The sequence below is a fragment of the Acetobacter suratthaniensis genome, assembly GCF_017377745.1.
Taxonomy (GTDB): Bacteria; Pseudomonadota; Alphaproteobacteria; order Acetobacterales; family Acetobacteraceae; genus Acetobacter; species Acetobacter suratthaniensis.
On record NZ_JAFVMG010000005.1, the window covers coordinates 144,753 to 163,011 of the forward strand.

Annotated in this window: 10 protein-coding genes and 1 pseudogene; 9 read left to right on the forward strand and 2 right to left on the reverse strand. The window is 58.5% G+C overall.

Annotated elements, in window-relative coordinates; translation table 11 throughout:
- The first annotated feature begins 3 nt into the window (after positions 1 to 3).
- The gene (locus J2D75_RS07150) at positions 4 to 1,422 is read left to right on the forward strand and encodes an NAD(P)H-dependent flavin oxidoreductase (RefSeq protein WP_207854083.1); all 1,419 of its coding nucleotides are present in this window, start codon (positions 4 to 6) and stop codon (positions 1,420 to 1,422) included.
- A 14-nt stretch (positions 1,423 to 1,436) separates the two neighbouring features.
- Positions 1,437 to 1,946: a hypothetical protein gene (locus J2D75_RS07155; RefSeq protein WP_207854084.1), complete on the forward strand. Its 510-nt coding sequence runs from the start codon at positions 1,437 to 1,439 to the stop codon at positions 1,944 to 1,946.
- Between the two features lie 22 nt (positions 1,947 to 1,968).
- Here the strand turns inward: J2D75_RS07155 and J2D75_RS07160 are convergent, their stop codons facing one another.
- Together J2D75_RS07160 and J2D75_RS07165 are read right to left on the reverse strand one after the other, a co-directional pair.
- On the reverse strand, positions 1,969 to 4,119 hold the full coding sequence (locus J2D75_RS07160) for an FUSC family protein (protein WP_265782947.1): 2,151 nt from the start codon (positions 4,117 to 4,119) through the stop codon (positions 1,969 to 1,971).
- A 647-nt stretch (positions 4,120 to 4,766) separates the two neighbouring features.
- Positions 4,767 to 5,939 carry an acyltransferase family protein gene (locus J2D75_RS07165; RefSeq protein ID WP_207854085.1) on the reverse strand — a complete coding sequence of 391 codons (1,173 nt, stop codon included), beginning with the start codon at positions 5,937 to 5,939 and terminating at the stop codon, positions 4,767 to 4,769.
- 626 nt (positions 5,940 to 6,565) lie between these two features.
- On the opposite strand from J2D75_RS07165, the gene J2D75_RS07170 reads away from it, so the two are divergent.
- The 7 genes and pseudogenes from J2D75_RS07170 to J2D75_RS07200 form a co-directional block, all read left to right on the forward strand.
- A complete protein-coding gene (locus J2D75_RS07170) occupies positions 6,566 to 9,337 on the forward strand; it encodes a cellulose biosynthesis cyclic di-GMP-binding regulatory protein BcsB (protein WP_207854086.1) in 2,772 nt (923 codons plus the stop codon).
- A gap of 110 nt (positions 9,338 to 9,447) precedes the next feature.
- Complete coding sequence (locus J2D75_RS07175; protein WP_207854087.1) at positions 9,448 to 10,101, forward strand: SGNH/GDSL hydrolase family protein; 654 nt, start codon at positions 9,448 to 9,450, stop codon at positions 10,099 to 10,101.
- 52 nt (positions 10,102 to 10,153) lie between these two features.
- Entirely contained in the window at positions 10,154 to 11,299 is a 1,146-nt protein-coding gene (locus J2D75_RS07180) for an acyltransferase family protein (RefSeq protein WP_207854088.1), read from the forward strand.
- Between the two features lie 35 nt (positions 11,300 to 11,334).
- Entirely contained in the window at positions 11,335 to 15,273 is a 3,939-nt protein-coding gene (locus tag J2D75_RS07185) for a cellulose biosynthesis protein BcsC (protein ID WP_207854089.1), read from the forward strand.
- 63 nt (positions 15,274 to 15,336) lie between these two features.
- A complete protein-coding gene (gene bcsA / locus J2D75_RS07190) occupies positions 15,337 to 17,442 on the forward strand; it encodes a UDP-forming cellulose synthase catalytic subunit (protein ID WP_207854090.1) in 2,106 nt (701 codons plus the stop codon).
- A 297-nt stretch (positions 17,443 to 17,739) separates the two neighbouring features.
- Positions 17,740 to 17,886 (forward strand): hypothetical protein, encoded by a 147-nt coding sequence (locus tag J2D75_RS07195; protein ID WP_207854091.1) that lies wholly within the window; start codon positions 17,740 to 17,742, stop codon positions 17,884 to 17,886.
- A pseudogene (locus tag J2D75_RS07200) lies at positions 17,883 to 18,259 on the forward strand (hypothetical protein); the annotation flags it as partial. The gene J2D75_RS07195 and the pseudogene J2D75_RS07200, both read left to right, overlap by 4 nt.

Here is an 18,259-nt window from a genome sequence, read left to right on the forward strand (position 1 = left end):
ATCATGAAGGCGATCAACACGCTGCGCATGGGAGGGGTGGATGTTCTGCCTCTGGTCGAAGGCGGCAAGGGGATTTCCGTTTCCAACGGAGCCTCGGCTGGCGCGTGGGCAGCGGCGGGCGGTGCGGGCACCGTGTCCATCGTTAATGCAGATAGTTATGATGAAAACGGCCAGCCCGTACCGCAGGTCTATAAAGGCCGCACCCGGCGCGAACGGCATGAGGAACTGGTGCAGTACGCTATTGATGGCGGCATTGCCCAGACCCGCATCGCGCATGAGGTTTCAGGTGGGCATGGGCGTATTCATGCCAATATCCTGTGGGAAATGGGTTCGGCCGAACGGGTTATTACCGGCGTGCTCGAAGGCACGAAGGGTCTGATCCATGGCCTGACCTGTGGCGCGGGTATGCCGTACAAGCTGGCGGATATCGCCATACAGTTTGGCGTGCATTATTATCCCATCGTCAGTTCCGCGCGGGCGTTCAACGCGCTGTGGAAGCGCTCGTACCACAAGGCCGCCGATCTGCTGGGCGGTGTGGTGTATGAAGATCCGTGGCGTGCGGGCGGGCATAATGGCCTGTCCAACACGGAAGATCCGCTTAAGCCAGAAGATCCCTACCCCCGCGTGCTGGCCCTGCGCCAGACCATGCGTGGTTTTGGCCTGCACGATACGCCCATTATCATGGCAGGTGGCGTGTGGTGGCTTGAGGAATGGGAAGACTGGATCGACAATCCCGAGCTGGGGCCGATTGTTTTCCAGTTTGGCACTCGTCCGCTGCTTACGCGTGAAAGCCCTATTCCGCAGGCGTGGAAAGAGCGGCTGATGACCCTGAAAAAGGGCGATGTGCATCTGAACCGTTTCTCGCCTACGGGTTTTTATTCCTCTGCTGTCAATAACAGCTTTTTGCAAGACCTGCAGGCGCGTTCCGAAAGGCAGGTGGCCTTTTCGACAGAGCCGCTGGGTGCCTTGACCGTGCCGTATGGTGTTGGTGCGCGTAAGCGTCAGGTTTTTCTGGCGGCGGATGATCTGGCCCATGTACAGGAATGGGAAAATCAGGGTTTTGTCGAGGCGATGCGTACGCCGGATTCAACGCTGATTTTTGTCACTCCAGATAGTGCACGTGAAATTCTGGCTGATCAGGCTGATTGCATGGGCTGTCTGTCTGAATGCCGTTTCTCCAACTGGAGCCAGCGCGGGCCGAATTACAGCAACGGTCATAAAGCAGACCCGCGCTCCTTCTGTATCCAGAAGACGCTACAGGCCGCAGCCCATGCCAGCGGGCCTGATGAGACCAAAGTCATGGACAATACGCTGATGTTTGGTGGCACCAACGCATGGCGTTTTGCGGCTGATCCGTTCTACTCGAATAGTTTTGTGCCGACTGTTGGTCAGTTGGTCGAACGGATCCTGACAGGTCGCTAATCGGGAGTAAGGTCATGGCCCGCCGAATGTTTTTATGGCTGGCCATTGTCCTTGTGCCGTGCGGGGGTTTTCCGTGCGGCGCTTCCCGCCCGGTTCTGGCACAAGCGGCTGCGGCCGCGCAGGGTGAGCCGGAGCAGCAAACAGCCCTTTTCTATCAGTGGTATGCTTCAGCGGCTGCGCATACTGCCCGGCTTTGTGCCGCAGGTGCGCAAAGCACAATGTTGAATGATCCCGCCATGCGCCGGTTTGTCAGCCCGGCCCTTCTTGCGAGCTTTCAGGGTGTGGGGCCGGCGGGCTGCTCACAAAAGAACATGGCTCTTTCAGCTTATTTTCTGCATGCCAAGGCGGATGATGTCGTAGGGCAGGTGCCTTTTGAGGTCACAACCATTGTGCAGACTGCCAACCGAGCACTGGTGCAGGTACGGGTTGGTGGTGCGGCGCTGTGTGTCCGCCTCAGGCATGAGCGCGAGGGGTGGCGGCTTTTTGAGGTAGAGCCGCAGGCTGTGGCTGCCTGCGGAGAATAGTCCTTCGCGCTAACGGTTTTTTCTAGGTGTTATCCTGTGTTTCTGTCAGGGCGGGCTGGCGGAGTGCCGCCAGCATTTCCTGTGGTGGCAGGGTGTGTGGCTGTGCGTAACGGCCAGCCAGAGCGGCCAGAATGGCGGCGCGTGGCTGTGGAGGGGTGCTGTGTGTGTCGGTTTGGGCTTGTTCGAGCCACCATACGCTGGCGGCCCCGGCAAGCTGGCGTAAAAGAAACAGAATTTCGCCGCAGGCTCTTACATTGTCTGATTCGTGCAGCCCTTCCAGACGTTTCTGCTGGTAGAGAATTTCAGCACGGCTGGAAGCGGTGCCTGCTGCCCGGCGGGCAGGTTCGAGCGTGCGCCAGGGGGCACGGGGCGGGCAGGCTGCCAGTGCCGCGTAACGCAGGTTGGCGGTAAAGGCGCTGGAAACCAGTTCCGCCAGAGGGGGTGGCCGCCTGCCGGGCCAGAGCGATACGCAGGCCACCAGCCCGACAAGACTGCCAATGGTGTTGTTGGCAGCGCGCGATAGGGCCACGTCCCATCCATGCGTGGTGCTGACAAGGTCTGTAACCAGCACAAACAGTTGGGACATGAACATGACACAGAGCGCATAATTGACGCTGCGTAGCGCAATGGTGGCCGCTGCTAGCGGAAAGATCAGGAGCAGAATAGCCGCCTGAGGCAGAAAAACCCCCATGAGTGCAGCAACCAGCCCCCCGGCTATGCTGCCTGCCACGCGTTCGATTGCGCGGGGTAGGGTGGAGGTCACGCTAGGCTGTGTCACCACCACAACGGCCATCATGGCCCAGTAGGCGTAAGGCAGGTTCAGTGCGAGAGAAATAGCGTAGGCCACCAGCACCGCTACAGCCAGCCGCGCGGCATGGCGGATGAACAGCATGTCCGGCCAGCGTGAGGCCGGTGGAGAGGTGGCTTCGGGTTCTTTGCTGTGGCCTGCCGGGGAACTGGTGCGCGTGGTTTGCTCCACCTCAGCTGGTGCGGTGGGTGTCTGGGTGGAGAGCGCCCATGCTTCCTGTAGAGCCTGCAAGGCATCGGTACAGAATGTGGCGGCACGGGTATGGATGTCATCCTCGCCCATGCTGGCGCGGCGTAGCAGGGCGATATCGCGTGCCAACCGCTCGGGCCGGGGTGGGGTGGTAAGAATTTCCCGCGCAACACGGTGCAGGGTGAGCGTCAGCAGGCGGATAACCCGGCGACCTGTCTGGGTGGGCTGATGGGAAAACGCTGCGTGTTCCAGCGCCATGACGGCGGCAAAAAGCCGGTCAGCCGTATCAAGGGCAGCGGAAAGGGTAAGGCGTGGCTCGGCATTGGCGGGTAGGAGGGCCAGTGCTGCGCGGGCCTGCCCAATGCGGGTGCGGATGTCGCGCCGGTAAGCACTTATAATATGGTGCGCGCCCGAAGCGGGTAGGCGTGTTTGCGCCATGGTGGCACGGGGCAACCTGCCTGCCATATGGGCCAGTTCGCGGAAAATGGCGGCACAGGCCTGTTTTTGTGGTGCAAAAGGATCAACCGGCCAGGCAAAAATACAGATCAGGATGGCCCAGACCGCGCCTGCGGCAAACAGGCCTGCAAGGTGCAAAGCCCCCATCGGCGCCTGCGGGTAACAGACGGCGACAACCGCGACAATGGCCGCCAGAACACTGATCTGTGTTGCGATGGCTCCCCCCATGCGGGACAGGCCACACAGCGCGATACACAGGCCGAGTGCAATAAAACCCGGTATCAGCCCCCACCCGGCTGCGGCGGAAATCAGCCCGGTTATGAGCGTGCCAGACAGGCTGAAGCGCAGCAGGGCCTGTATGCGCTGGCGTAGTGGCCCGCCGGGGTCAACCAGACAGGTCCAGAATGCGGCAAAGGCTGCCCAGGCCATAAGCGGGGCATCCAGCCGCCAGGCTACCAGCATGACCGACCCGACCGCCACGCCCGCCCGCATGCCCTCGCGGATAGCAATCTGCTCCGGTGCGACCGCAATAGCTCGCGCACCCAACCAGTGCAGCAGGGCGGTTGGCAGGAGGTTGGCTGGCAGGAAAGTCAGCAGCCTGCGGCTCAGGCGGAGCAGGGAGCGGGAGGGGCTTTTCATGGGCTCGGGCAGGGTTGTGAAAACAAACAGGGAAAGCTGACCCGCAGGGCAGGGGGCCGTAGTCGGCCGGTGCGGAGCCACACTCTTGTTATAGCATAAAATAAAACCTGCGTGTGCGGGTACGGCGGTGGGATGCAGATGTGACCCCGCACAGGAAATAAGCTGTTGAGAGAGGGGTTGCCCTGTGTAGGGCTTTGATGTAAGAGGGGCCGCATTGGTGAGAGCCGGTAGCTCAGTCGGTAGAGCATTCGACTTTCAATGGGAGCCCAGTCGGGAAACCGGTTGTGGAACAGGCCTTAAATTCGGTGAACGCTCTGGTCATACCCCTTGGGTTGGCCGTGCCAATACCGAGCGAAGCCATCGCAAGATGGAACGTGTAGAGACTTGACAGGGTCCACCTAAAGGCTTCGGCCCACGGTGAAGGTAAAGTCCAGACCACGAACCTACGGGGCGGCGAAAGCCGAAGTGGTACGTAATCGAATGGTCGAGGGTTCGAGTCCCTCCCGGCTCACCAATTTTCATTTAAATATAGCATGGCGCGTGCAACGCGTGCAGGCACCCCGGCGAGCCGGGGCGGCTTTGGATGCGCGCAAACCACGGCCCGTAAGCTAACATGATGCCCTATTCTGGGCGGCGTTGGCGTGCGGGGTTTGCTCCCTGGCCCCGCACCGAGGCCAAGCACCAGAGTGCCGGGTGCTTGTGCAAATGCGCGAGGCCGTGCCGTGTGCTCAGGGAGAAGGAGTGCGGGGGGCGGTTGTCTCTGACGTGCTCTGGGCTTTTTTCGTATTCAGTAGAACGAGCAGCTTTTTTCGGAGCACGTCTGTTCTGGACTCAAAGAGTTTATACAGAACCGATGCCCATGCTATGGCAAGAAAACACGCGACAAAGAGCTTTGCCAGTGAGGCCGCATTGATGGCGTGCATGTTCCACGGGCTGCTGATCAGCGCACAGACAAAGACCAGCACCGGCAGATGTGTCAAATAAAGTGTGTAGGAAATTTCTGACAGATAGCGTGAAACATGGCCGTAAAGGGAAGGCTGGCATTTTGCGGTATGGCCTGTCAGGCAATAGAGCAGAAGGCAGGTTGCAACACCCATCAGCAGGTCGCTCGTATAAAGCGGGAGGTGGAGTTTTTTCAGTCCTGCGAAAAAAATGAAAAACATCACAGCGCAGAGCATGGCGATGCGCGAAGCAAGAGCCGGGGGGATGACCATGGGGAGCAGCGAGACGGCGGCTCCCATGAGCCAGATGGAAAACAGGAAGTTGCTGTACTGATTGTTGCAGTAAAGGATGGCGCTGCACAGCAGGAGATAAAACAATGATTTCAGCACATTGTTTTTCAGCATGAAGGTGGAAAGTAGCATAGGGAAAAGAAGATAGTACCAAAACTCGTTCGACAGGCTCCAGAGTGGTACGTTCGTGCCGATAATCGGGACGAAAATGGTCTGGAGAAAAAGAAAGTTCCCTAAATAAACAAAAACGTTTCCAAGGGAGGGGAACGTGTTGTCCGAAACGTAGTCCTGTCCGGGCGGGGCTGTGTAAATGCTGTGGGCGTGAGAGAAAAAAGCAAAGCCCGTATAATCAATGGCCGCGCCGATCAGGATGGCGGGAATGAGCACAATCCATAATCTGGTTAAGCGGCTGACCAGATAGTTTTTCCATTCCCAGCGGTTTTGCTTCATCTGCCGCAAAACGCTGCCCCCGACGAGATAGCCGCTGAGGGCAAAGAAAACCATCACGGCTTCATTGCCGATATTGATTGATACGATGGAAGGCCCAAAAGCGTCAGTTTTCGGGTGTGGGGCGTTGTCTATGGCGGTCAGGCTGGAAAAAAATAGCCCCCGTGCATGCCCGAACACAACGATTAACGCAGCAAGGCCGCGCAGTGCGTCAAGGTGCACTTCTGACCAGGTTGCTCTTGCTTTTTCAGAAGAAAACAACGCAATTCTCGCTCTGTAATATGGTGGATTTTCTTATAGGGTATTTTACCGAGGCGGAAAGCCTCGGGCAGGCATCGTCTGGGCACTGGTATCCGGGGCGTCTTCCGCTGTTGTCATCACATATTTGTGATGTCTGTGCGGTTTAATCGGATAAGAAAAAGTAAAACTTATATTAAGCGTTCATCTTATTTTAATAGAATTAAGAATATCTGCAAACACATAATAATGCTGATACCGAATCGGTATTGGAGGCATTGTGGTGCTATGTGTGTGCCGCATTATAGCTTGCATCTGGGCCGTTTTGGGTTGGGCAGTGGCGCTGGGGCGTGGAATATGGGCCGGGTTTCCTATTAAAATATTTTAATTATTTTGATTTCGGGGTGTGATACGCTATCAGGCTGTATCGTTGTGCGATTGTTATGAATAGGGTGTCGTTATAGAAGGCGTAGTCTGGCTTGTGTTCCGTCCAGAGGATTTGCGCGTGTTTTCAGCCTCGTACACTATAATGGCCCGCTGAACAGTTTATGCGTGAAATTACGCGTATCAGCCGGGTTTTTTGTTTGTCAAATTCAAGGGAAAAACCGTTCGTGCTCAAAGCAGGTTCCCGTCTGATCCGGCTTGCTGGCGTTTATGGTGCAGCAAGTTCGCTGGCGCTTTCAAGTGTTTCCGTTGCATGGGGGGCATCCGCGCAGGAATCTGCTCCGTATGAGGTGCCAGAGCAGGCGAGTGCGCCTCTGGCCCCTACGGATGTTTCGGTCAACGCCAGAAGGCAGCAGCCTGCCGCGGCGGCTCCGGTTCAGCCACAGCCCGCCGGGCAGAGCGATGGTGTTTTCCCGACCATGCCCGAGGCTGTGCCAGCCCCTCCGCCCCCGCCTGTGGCGGCTCCCGTTGCGCCGCCGTCTCCTGCGCCATCATCGGCCCTGTACCCGGCGCAGCCGGTGGCTGGGCTGCCGCCTTCAGATCTGCCGCCGCCCAGTATTCCCGCCGCCGATACCGTGCAGGCCCCTACGCCCCCGCCCATGCCGCCAGCCCCGTTGGGGCAGGCGTTTCCGGGGGCTGCTCCGGGTATTCCCGGTATCCCGGCTCCTGCCCAGCCAGTGCAGGGGGCATACCCCGCCGGGTACGCGGCTCCTGCGGGATATGCTGCGCCCATGCCGCAGCCGGGCGTGGCCGCTCCTCTGCCGTCTGTCGGTGTAAGCCAGCCGGAAATTACGCGCACACTCAGCCTGCGTGATCTCGGGCTGACTGGCCCGATGACATTGCGTGGTTTTTCGCCCTTGCAGGGGGTGGATATTACCATCCCGGCCGATGAGGTCGTAACCCGTGCGCAGATTGTGCTTGATGGTGCAATGTCGCCTTCGCTGCTGCCCGAGGCCAGCAGCCTGACGGTGGCACTGAACGAGCAGTATGTCGGCACGATCAAGGTTGATCCGCAGAACGCGCATTTCGGTCCGCTGGTTTTTGATATTGATCCGGTGTTTTTCACCCGGCTCAATCATCTGAACTTCCAGTTTGCCGGGGAGTACCGGCGCGACTGTAACGACCTTCATAATGGTGTGCTGTGGGCGCGTGTTTCAGACCTGTCAAAGGTCATCATCACCACCATCAAGCTACCGCCTGTGCGGCGGCTTTCCCGCCTTCCCGCCCCGTTTTTCGATGCGAACATGCGCGATATCGTGCGTGTGCCGTTTGTTTTCCCGCATTACAGCGGGCAGAACAACTTGAAAGCTGCGGGCATTGTCGCCTCGTGGTTCGGCAAGCTGGCTGATTTCAGGGGTACGTCTTTCCCTGCGTCCATTGCGTTTCCGGCTACGGGTAACGCAATCGAAATTGGCGAAAACATCCCCGTAGATCGCAACGGTAGCCCCCCGTTCGGGCCGACACTGTTTGAAATGCCCAACCCCAACGACCGCTGGGGCACTATTCTGGTCGTGACGGGACGCAACCCGCAGGATGTTGAAGTAGCCGCCCGCGTTCTGGCGTTTTCTTCCGACACGTTGGGCGATGTGCCTGCCCGCGTTGTGGGGGATATCACGCTTGATCCGCGCAAGCTTTATGATGCACCGGCTTTTGTGCCGACAGATCGTGTCGTGCGATTTGGTGATCTTGTGTCCTCGGTGGACCTGCAACATCAGGGTGGCGTGCCGCTAAGCATTGACCTGCCCTTCCGCCTGCCCCCCGATCTGTTTACCTGGCGGCAGCGCGCATTTCCGCTCAAATTGCAGGTTAGAACGCCTGCGGCTGTGGCGTTCGAGCGCGAGGGTGCGCGGCTGGATCTGCTGCTCAACAGCAATTACGTGCAGAGCCTGCCTCTGGCCTCCAACCCGATATGGCAGAAAGCTGAAACCTATCTGTCCGGCGGGCAGAACAGCGCTCTGTCGTTCAACGCCACGCTACCGCCTTGGCTGCTGTTTGGCGGGCGTAACCTGCTTTCCTTCAATTTCAATGTGCTGCCTATCGACCGTGGAGCCTGCCGCCGCGTGAATGATCTGTTCATTGCCGAGGTAGATGCGAACTCCACCTTCGATTTCCGCAAGAGCTATCATTTCACGACGTTGCCCAATCTTGCGTATTTCGCAGAGTCTGCCTTCCCCTTTTCCAGAATGGCGGACTATTCGCAGACAGCCATTGTGCTGCCTCCGCAGCCAGATCTGGGTGTGACCAGCGCGTATCTGGATCTGATGGGTTTCTTTGGATCCGCAACCCAGTATCCGGTCGTGGGGATAGACCTTGCCTCCAGCTCCAGTCTGGCTGGTCTGTCTCAGGCAAAGGATATCGTGGTGCTTTCCACGCTTGACCAGCTTGGCGCAGCCAAGGGGCTTCTGGCCCGCAGCGCGTATGAAATCAACGGGCAGACCATCCGTCTGGGCCAGAGAACTTTCCTGGATGGCTTTTGGTATCTCTTTCAGGATCAGGATGACGCAGGCCAGCACAACAAGGCGCAGCCCGTACTCAATGCCCCGATTGCCAACGCATCGCTGCTTATAGGCGGTGAATCGCCCTATACCGCGCACCGTTCCGTTGTAGCTATTCTGGGTGACCACCCGGCGCAGCTCCAGCAGATGGTGGCGAGCCTGCGTGACCGGCAGAGTATCCCGGCCGTGCAGGGCGATCTGGTCATTAAAAATGGCGATTCCATAACCAACTACAGGAACGCACATCGCTATACGCTGGGTACGCTGCCGAAGTGGATCCATATTGAAATGGTGCTTGAGAAATATGTGCCCCTTCTCATTATCGCCGGTCTGCTTGGCACGGTGCTGCTGGTGATTGGCGCGACAAAATGGCTGCGCAATCATGCACGCCGCCGGTTGCAGCAGCGCGATGCCGCCAAAGAAAACAAGCCGCTCGATAGCTGAGGTTTGCTGCCGGAAGGACACCCCGCACACCGCCAGAACTCTGGATGTGTGCGGGGGGCGGGATTTTCAAACGCCCGATGATTGATAAATGGAATACAGGAAACTGATTTATGAGTGCGCTACTGGCCGGATTGACCCTGCTGATTATTGGAGACAGCCACGTTACCTTTAAAGATTCGCTGCTTTCGATCCTGCCCGAGGCCTATGCTCAGGCAGGGGCGAAGGTTGTGACGTATGGCGTGTGCTCCTCCACCGCGGCGGACTGGGTTGTTCCCAATAGCAATAATGGCTGTGGCGCGTATCAGCGTGTGGGTACGGCACCGATTGGCCCCGCCACGATGACGCCGACAGCACCGCCCCCTATTACGTCGCTGATCGCGCAATGGCACCCCGATGTTGTGCTGGTGGTGCTGGGCGATACCATGGCGGCCTATGGGCAGAAGGAAATTTCAACCAACTGGGCGGATGAGCAGGTCAAGACCTTGACCATGACTCTGGGCAATACGGCCTGCATATGGATCGGGCCAACATGGGGGGAATACAGCCCCCGTTATGGAAAAACCGATAAGCGGGCTCAGGAAATGGCCTCTTTCCTTAAAAGTGAAGTCGCACCCTGTACGTATATCGACGGCACACAGCTTATGACGCCTGGCAGCCCCAAGACGATTGATGGTGTGCATCTGACAGGAGAAAGCTACCGGGTGTGGGGCGCTGGCATTGTACAGCAGACCATGCCAGTTCTGGAAAAACTGCGTAAGCAGTAACGCCTTTTTTTATTGTGGCTGTATCGGCCATTATAGCGCGGTGATCAGGGTCATGCAGTCTTTCTCGGTGCCACAAACAGGGAAGAATAGCCTTCAGGCCCTGTTTTTTCCTGCGGGTCGGCGGCGTGATATTGATGGGCTGCGTGGTCTGGCTGTCCTGCTTGTCATGTTTTTTCATGCGGGCTGGATCAGCGGCGGGTTTATCGGGGTCGATATTTTTATCGTTATTTCGGGTTACTTCATGGGGCGTTCGGCCTTCATGCAGCATCCGTTTCAGCCTGAACGCTTTGTGCTGCGGCGTCTCTACCGGTTGGTGCCAGCCCTGCTGGTCATGATCTGTGTCGTTTCTGCGGGCATGTTGTGGTGGGTACTGCAAAGTGATCGCTCTGATATTGCCCAGAATGGCGCGTATGCTCTGGTGTATCTTTCCAATATCTGGGCCAGTCACCATGTGGGGTATTTCGAGGGGCAGAGCATTGCCTACCCCTTCTTGCACACATGGTCTCTTTCGCTTGAAATGCAGTTCTACTGCATTATTTTTCTGATTGCGCTGTTGCTGCCGCTGCTTCGCTACAGGCAGGTTCTGCTTTACGCCATGCTGGTGGCGTCGTTCGGGTGCAGTCTTTATGCGGCCCATGCGGGAAACCACGCCGCCTATTACAGTATTCTCTCGCGCCTGTGGGAGTTCTCGCTGGGTACGGTCATATGGGTACTTCCCGCTTTGCCGGTATCGCGCCTGTTTTCGGCTCTGTGCTATGGGGCGTCTGTTGCGGCGCTGCTGCTCTGTGCGGTGTTTTATGATCTGACGGATGCCTGCCCATCGGCCATGGCGCTGGTGCCGTGTGTGGCCACCATGCTGATCATCATGCTGCCGCAGGCCGCCAGCCGCCGTCTGATCGAACCCCTCTCGCCGGTGGGGGTCATTTCCTACTCGCTCTATCTGTGGCACTGGCCCGCCATTGTACTGGCAGCCTATCTGCTGCCGTTTCCCGCACAGGGGCTGAGCATGGCGCTGGTGCTCCTGGGGGGTGCCTTTGCTGCGGTGCTGAGTTATGCTGGCGTGGAGCGCCCCATGCTCGATTACGAAAATCGCGCTCTACCGGCTGCGGCCCAACGTGGTGTTATCATTCTGATAATGATGTGTGCTATGGTCGCCCTGTCGCTGGCGGGCCTTTCTGCCGTCTCGCGTGTGCATTGATACGTCCAATGGTAAAAATCGTGCCTGGCCCCATCATGGAATACCCCAGACTGCTTGTTCTGAAAGCAACGCACCAGCATACGGCTTTGCGTGCGGGTAAGCGGTTGGCGCTGCTGGGCGCGCTCGGAACGCTCTGGGGCGGCACGCTTTCCTCGGGCATGGCTCAGGCGCTGGCGGATGATCCCAGTGGGCTTGCGGGTTCGACCGCCCTTTCCTCAAGTGCTTTTGCTCCGGCAGCCCCTGTCAGGACAGCCCTTCAATCCGTTACAGGTGAGGGCACGCAGGACAAGGCTCTTTTCTACCGCCTTGTGACCGAAACAGAATACTGGCTAGCCCAGCATCAGTTCAAGCACGCGCAGGACACAGCCAACCGTGCGCTGGATATAGAGCCGCAAAACGCTCAGGCTCTGCTTCTGCTCGGCACCGCCCAGAAAGGGCAGGGCGATGTGGCCGGGGCTGAAAACACGCTTGAGCGGATGGAAAGTATCGGTGTTTCGCAAGATATTCGCGCGGCCTTGCGTGATGTCATCGCGGCCAACCCGGTGGACCCCGAACGGCTTGCCCAAGCGCGTGCACTGGCTGTTTCGGGCAAGATGCTCCCTGCGGCCATGGCGTATAAGGCACTGTTTGGCAACGGTCCGCCTCCGCAGGATCTGGCGCTGGAATATTATACCGTTCTGGGTTCGACCATCCTTGGTTATCAGGAGGCCGTGGCCCGCCTGCAGGAATGGCTCAAGCGCAACCCCGCAGATCTGGACGCGCAACTTCTCTACTACCGTATCCTGACCTACCGCGAGACTTCGCGCATTGTCGGTCTGGATGGTCTGAAAAAGCTGGCGCAGGCCGATGTCTCGCCGCGTATCCGCCGTCAGGCTTATGATGCATGGCGTCAGGCACTGTTGTGGACAGCCATCCGTGGTTCCTCTGTTCCGCTGTATTACGAGTGGCTTTCCCAGCACCCCAAGGATGCCGAGATAGCGGACAGGCTGGCGAAAGCGCGGGAGGAGCAAAAGCGGATTGATGCCGATGCTGCTCGTATCGACGGTTACAGCCAGCTTAATACCGGGCATGTGGATGAAGCCGAAAAGGGCTTCCAGCAGGCGCTGTCCTATAACGCCAAGGATGCGGCGGCGCTGGGGGGTGTTGGACTTGTTGCGGAACGCCAGCATGACTGGCAGCGCGCCGAGCAGCACTTCAGGATGGCCATGGAGGCGGACCCCGCAACGGCTGAGCAGTGGAATGCGGCTCTGGCGGGCGTGCGCAAAAGCATGGCGGGTAACAGCCCGCTGCCCGGGCAGATTGCCCGCGCTCTTGCTGCCGGTCGGTATGAAGATGCCCGGCGCGATATTGCACGGCTGGCGCAGGTTCCGGGGCAGCAGACAGTTGCGCTGCTGTTTCGTGCCCAGCTTGAAATGAAGCAAGGCCACCGTGCGGAGGCCGAGGAAGCCTATCGCGGTGTGGTGTCGCGCACACCGGGCAATGCCGGGGCGGTGGCCATGCTCGTGACCATGCTGCTACAGGATGGCCGCCTAGAGGACGCCGAAAGCCTTATCCAGAACAATGGCTATGCGCACTCCGCCCTTGCCGCACGCGTGCACAGCGCCAGACTGATCCAGCAGGCGGGCGAGGCCGCCGATGATGATGAACGTATCTCCCTGCTGAACGATGCCGTACAGGCCACGCCCAACGACCCTTGGGTGCGGCTGAAACTGGCGCAGGCTCTTGCCGCGACCCATCGCGCGGCGCAGGGGCAGGCGGTTATGGCCGCTCTGACCGACCAGCCCCACCCCTCGCAGGAAGCGCTGGCGGCGGCGGCTCTGTATGCCGATGGGCAGAATGACTTTGCAACATCCGAAGCCCTGATCAGGCGCATGCCCCCCGCAGCCGTAACCCCCGACATGCACCGGGTGATGGAACGCGCGCAGGCACAGGCCGATATTAGTGCCGCCGAGCACCTTGGCGCCTCGGCCGTGAATGGGCTGAAGGCTCTGGCCGACCGCCCCGATCCTTCAGGGCAGAGGGCATTGCTGGTCGCGAGCGCCCTGCTCCGGCATGATGAGCCACAGGCCGCCTATGATGTGCTCAAGAAAGGCGAAGAACAGGCCGGTAAGGTCTCTTCTTCGCAAAGGCTGAGCTATGCGGGGCTTTACCTGCATATCATGGCCATGTCGGACGCTGTTTCGTTGCAAAGACGGGCGCAACAGGGTGTGCTTGCGAACCTGAATGCCTATGACACCCAAATACAGGAGCCGGGGCAGGAACCGACCGAGCACGAAACGCAGACCCGCGCACAGGTTGAGGACGGCTTTGCCGCCATTCAGGCGGATGCTCTTGTCAAACAGGGTTGGCCGGATGATGCGTTGCGTCAGTTGCGCCAGTTTACCGCAACACACCCCGATGCCATACAGTCCCGGCTGGCTCTGGCGCGCGTGTATGAATCCAAGAATATGCCCGCAAAGGCTCTGGCCGAAAATCTGGAGGTGCTGAAAAGCAAGCCTGATGACACCCGCGTGCTGCGTGCTTCCATCCATGCCGCCACGATGGCCGATGACAGCGCGACAGCCTCCGCCCTGACACAGAAGCTACAGGTCTTGGCCCCCGATGAGCGTGACACATGGTCCGCCGTTGCGGAAAACGCACAAGCCCATGACGATACACGCGGCCAGCTTGCGGCCATGGAGCATATCCAGAGCCTTGAGTGCGATAGCGACGACAGCGATACCTGCGACCGCCATGATGTCTTGAAGCCGGATTACCGCTGGCCGCTTATAGAGGCCGGGTATCATGATCTGCGCGGGGCCACCCTGCCTGCCGCCTATCACAACCTGCCCGAAGATACGGCATCCGCTGCCAATAGTCGCTCCATCGTTTATCTGCATGATTCCCTCTCCCCCCAGCTTGATGGCAATCTTTATGTGCGTAACCGCACCGGGGTTGATGGTCTGGGGCAGCTTACCGAGTTGGCGGTGCCGATCACGGGTACATTGCCGTTTGAATCATGGAACCACCGGCTGTCGTTCTCGATTGCGCCCACCTTCCTGTTTACGGGCAACCCGTATAACAGCAATGCGGCTAACCATCAGTTCGGCCAGTGCGCGACCATCGGCGAGAATGGCCTTTGCGGCGGTAGCGGGCGGCACTACTACGCTCAGGGCGTGGGGCTGAACATTAATTACGTCAATCGCTGGTTCAGCGCCGATATCGGGTCTTCTCCACTAGGTTTCCCTATCGCCAACATACTGGGCGATATCGAGTTCGCTCCCCACCTGACCAAAGATCTGGTGCTGCGCCTGCGTGGCGGGCGAGAGATGGTGACCAACAGCGAACTGTCCTACGCCGGGGTAAAAGACCCGGTATCAGGCCGGACATGGGGCGGTGTTACACGTGAATACGGCCAGGGCATGTTCGAATGGGTGCGCCAGCTCTGGAGCCTGTATGCCGGGGCGGGCTTTGCCTATCTTGATGGCACGCATGTCATCTCCAACACGGAGGTGGATGCCCATGCCGGGGGTATCGCAACCCTATGGAATGATCAGGAGCGCCAGCGTGTGCGCGCAGGCGTTGATTTTTCCTATTACGGCTACCGGCGTAACAGCGATCTGTTTACCTGGGGGCAGGGCGGATACTTCTCCCCGCAGGAATACTACGCCATCATGTTCCCGCTTGAGTGGTCGGGCCATCGGGGTATGTGGACATGGCTGCTGCGGGGTGAAGGCGGGTTCCAGCATTATTCCAGCAATGGGTCTGAATACTATCCCCTGCATGACGGACTTCAGGCGAGCGCGGTTGCGCCTTCCACGGAGGGACGTCAGTCGGACAGCGGCATTGCGGGCAATGTCATGGGTAAGGTTGTCTATCAGGCAACGCCTTCGCTGCGTCTGGGTATGCAGGTGGGTTACAGCCGCGCGGGCGACTGGTCTGAGCTGACAGCTTTCCTTATGGCGCATTACACCTTTGACAGCTTTAACCCCTAAGCGTGCAGGCAATGTTATCAGGCTTACGGCCGTAAACTGTTACCAGCCCGCGGAAGAAAGCCCATGCAACAGTCCCCGCCCGCCCCGGAAAGAATAAGCAGTCTGGTGCCGTACGTCCTGATCCTGCTTGGGATTCTGCTCCTGCTTCTTGCCAGTCAGGCCATTATCTCGCCTGCGGCTCAGATCTGTCTGAGTATTGTCATTCTGGTCTGTACACTCGCGGTTCGTGGCAAGTCCGGGCATGTGGGGCGGCTGCTGATGATGGGGTTATCCACCTTCATATCGCTGCGTTATATTTTCTGGCGCCTGCTCCATACACTGGAGTTCGATGGCTGGTTTCAGGCATTCCTTATGCTGACGCTGCTTTTTGCCGAGGTGTATTCATGGATCATTCTGTTCCTTGGGTACATGCAGCTGGCATGGCCGCTTAATCGCAAGGAGTATCCTCTACCCAAAGATGAAAGCCTCTGGCCCAGCATTGATGTTTTCATCCCGACGTATAACGAGGATCTGTCCGTGGTCAGGAATACCGTTCTGGCCGCCAAGGCCATGGACTGGCCTGCCGATAAGCTACATGTCCACCTACTTGATGATGGCCGGCGCGAGGAGTTTCGTGTTTTTGCCGATGCAGTCGGTGTCAATTACATTGTTCGCGCGAACAACCTGCACGCCAAGGCGGGTAATCTCAATCATGCGCTGGCGCATACAAGCAGCGAACTGGTGGCTGTTTTTGACTGCGATCATATCCCGGTCAAAAGTTTCCTGACCCGCACTGTCGGGTGGATGGTGCAGAACCGCAATATATCCCTGATCCAGACCCCGCAGCATTTCTATTCGCTCGATCCGTTCCAGCGTAACCTTGATATATCGGGGCATATCCCGCCGGAAAGTAACCTGTTCTACGGTCTGGTGCAGCCGGGCAACGATTTTTGGAATGCTACATTGTTCTGTGGTTCCTGCGCTGTGCTGCGTCGCACGGCTCTGGACAGTATCGATGGGTTTGCCATTGAAACCGTGACAGAAGATGCTCACACCTCTCTCAAGATGCAGCGCAAAGGGTGGGAATCTGCCTATCTGCGCGAAACTCTTGCAGGCGGCTTAGCGACCGAAAGTCTGGCGCTGCATGTCGGTCAGCGTATTCGTTGGGCGCGTGGCATGGTGCAGATCTTCAGAACCGATAACCCCCTGATAGGGCGCGGGCTCAGCCTGGGGCAGCGGTTTTGCTACCTGTCGGCCATGCTGCATTTCTTTTTTCCCATACCGCGTATTATCTTCCTGCTTGCACCCATGGCGTTTTTGTTCCTTGGGCAGAATATCATCTACGCCACGCCGCTGGCGGTCATGACCTATGTTATCCCTCACCTGTTGCAGTCTGTTCTTACCCAGTCGCGTATGCAGGGTCGCTGGCGTTACTCGGTCTGGAACTATGTTTATGAAACCGCTATCGCGATTTTTCTAGCACCTGTCGTGGTGGTGGCGTTTTTCGCACCCAAACGGGGTACGTTCAACGTGACGGCAAAAGGTGGCCTTATTACAAAGGACTATCTCGATACCCGCATGGTCAGGCCCAATATTATTATGGGCATTCTGCTGATCCTTGCCACAGTTACCGGGGTGACCGGCATGATCGAGACGCGCGCCCACCCGGTTCTGTTCCAGACCTACTGCATGAACCTGCTGTGGACATCGGGCAATCTCCTGATCGTGCTGGCGGCCATTACAGTCGGGTATGAACGCAAGCAGGTGCGCCGCGCCCCCCGTATTGCGGCGCAGCTTGATATTGTCCTGTACGATCCGGAAGGAAAACAGCGTTATCCCGCGCAGACACAGGATCTTTCAAAGGGTGGATTGTCGGTCAAGGCGACCGCCCCCCTACCGGCTGATCTGAAGCTGGTGGAGGTGCATTATACCAACCGGCGTGACAAGATCAGCATGAATGTGCCAGCACGGATCATCAACCTGCGCGATGGTCTTGTCAGGCTTGAATGGGCATGCCGCGACACGCAGGATGAAACCGCGATTATCGAGATGATTTTTGGCCGCAGTGACGCATGGTTGCACTGGAGCAATTATTCCAATGACAAGCCGCTGCAGAGCCTGAGCATGCTGGCACGCAACGTTGCGAACCTTCTGATGATCATTGTGCTGCGACGCACGCCACAGGTCTAGGGACTGCGCACGGCGGCCTGTGCGCCGCCGTCAGGCTGTCTTTTCTCACATGCCGGATCAGAACGGGGTGGGCATTATTGGCCCCGGCATCGCTGTGGTTGGAACATTATATGCGATGTCAATCTGTTATATAAAAAAATATCACTTGTTAATTGACGTATAAAATATACAGTGCGCTGATGGTTGCTGCATAAACAACCAAATTAAAACGTATAATTTGGAGCGACTTCGCTCCGGTGGCGCGCGATCCACGGAGCGCGACCATCCGTTGGTAGTGTAAAAGGGAGAGCGCCAGACATGGGGGTTCAGCCGGGGCAGGCCGCATGGGTGCGGCATGCGGTTTCGTGGTCGGTTTCTGTGCCGCATGGGCCGGGTAGTACAGGATCGGTCCTGTCCGTTGCTGTGCTTGTGTCGCATGCCCTGTCGGGGTGGAGCGGGCTGTGAGCAGTATTGACGCTGCACCGGGCGATACCCGTGATGGATGGCGCGTGCCTTTTGGTGGGCGCGCGGTAAAGGGTTTGCGTCCCGGGCTTGTGCTGCTGCTGGTAGCCGGGCTGGTGGTGGTGCTTTTGCACATTTTTGCAGTTATGGGGCTGATGTATGGCATGCGGGGCAGTTCGCTGCCGCCGCAGCACCATGCTCCGATTGAGACGCGCATTCTACCGCCGCCCCCTCCACCGCCCCCGCCCCCGCCGCCGCCACCACCCCCGCCGGTTATGACGGTGCCGCCCCCGCCCTATATTCCGCCGCCCAAAATCGAGACGCCGCCGCCGCCCAAGCCGCCCATGCAGCATGTCACGCGCACGCCGCCCAAGGC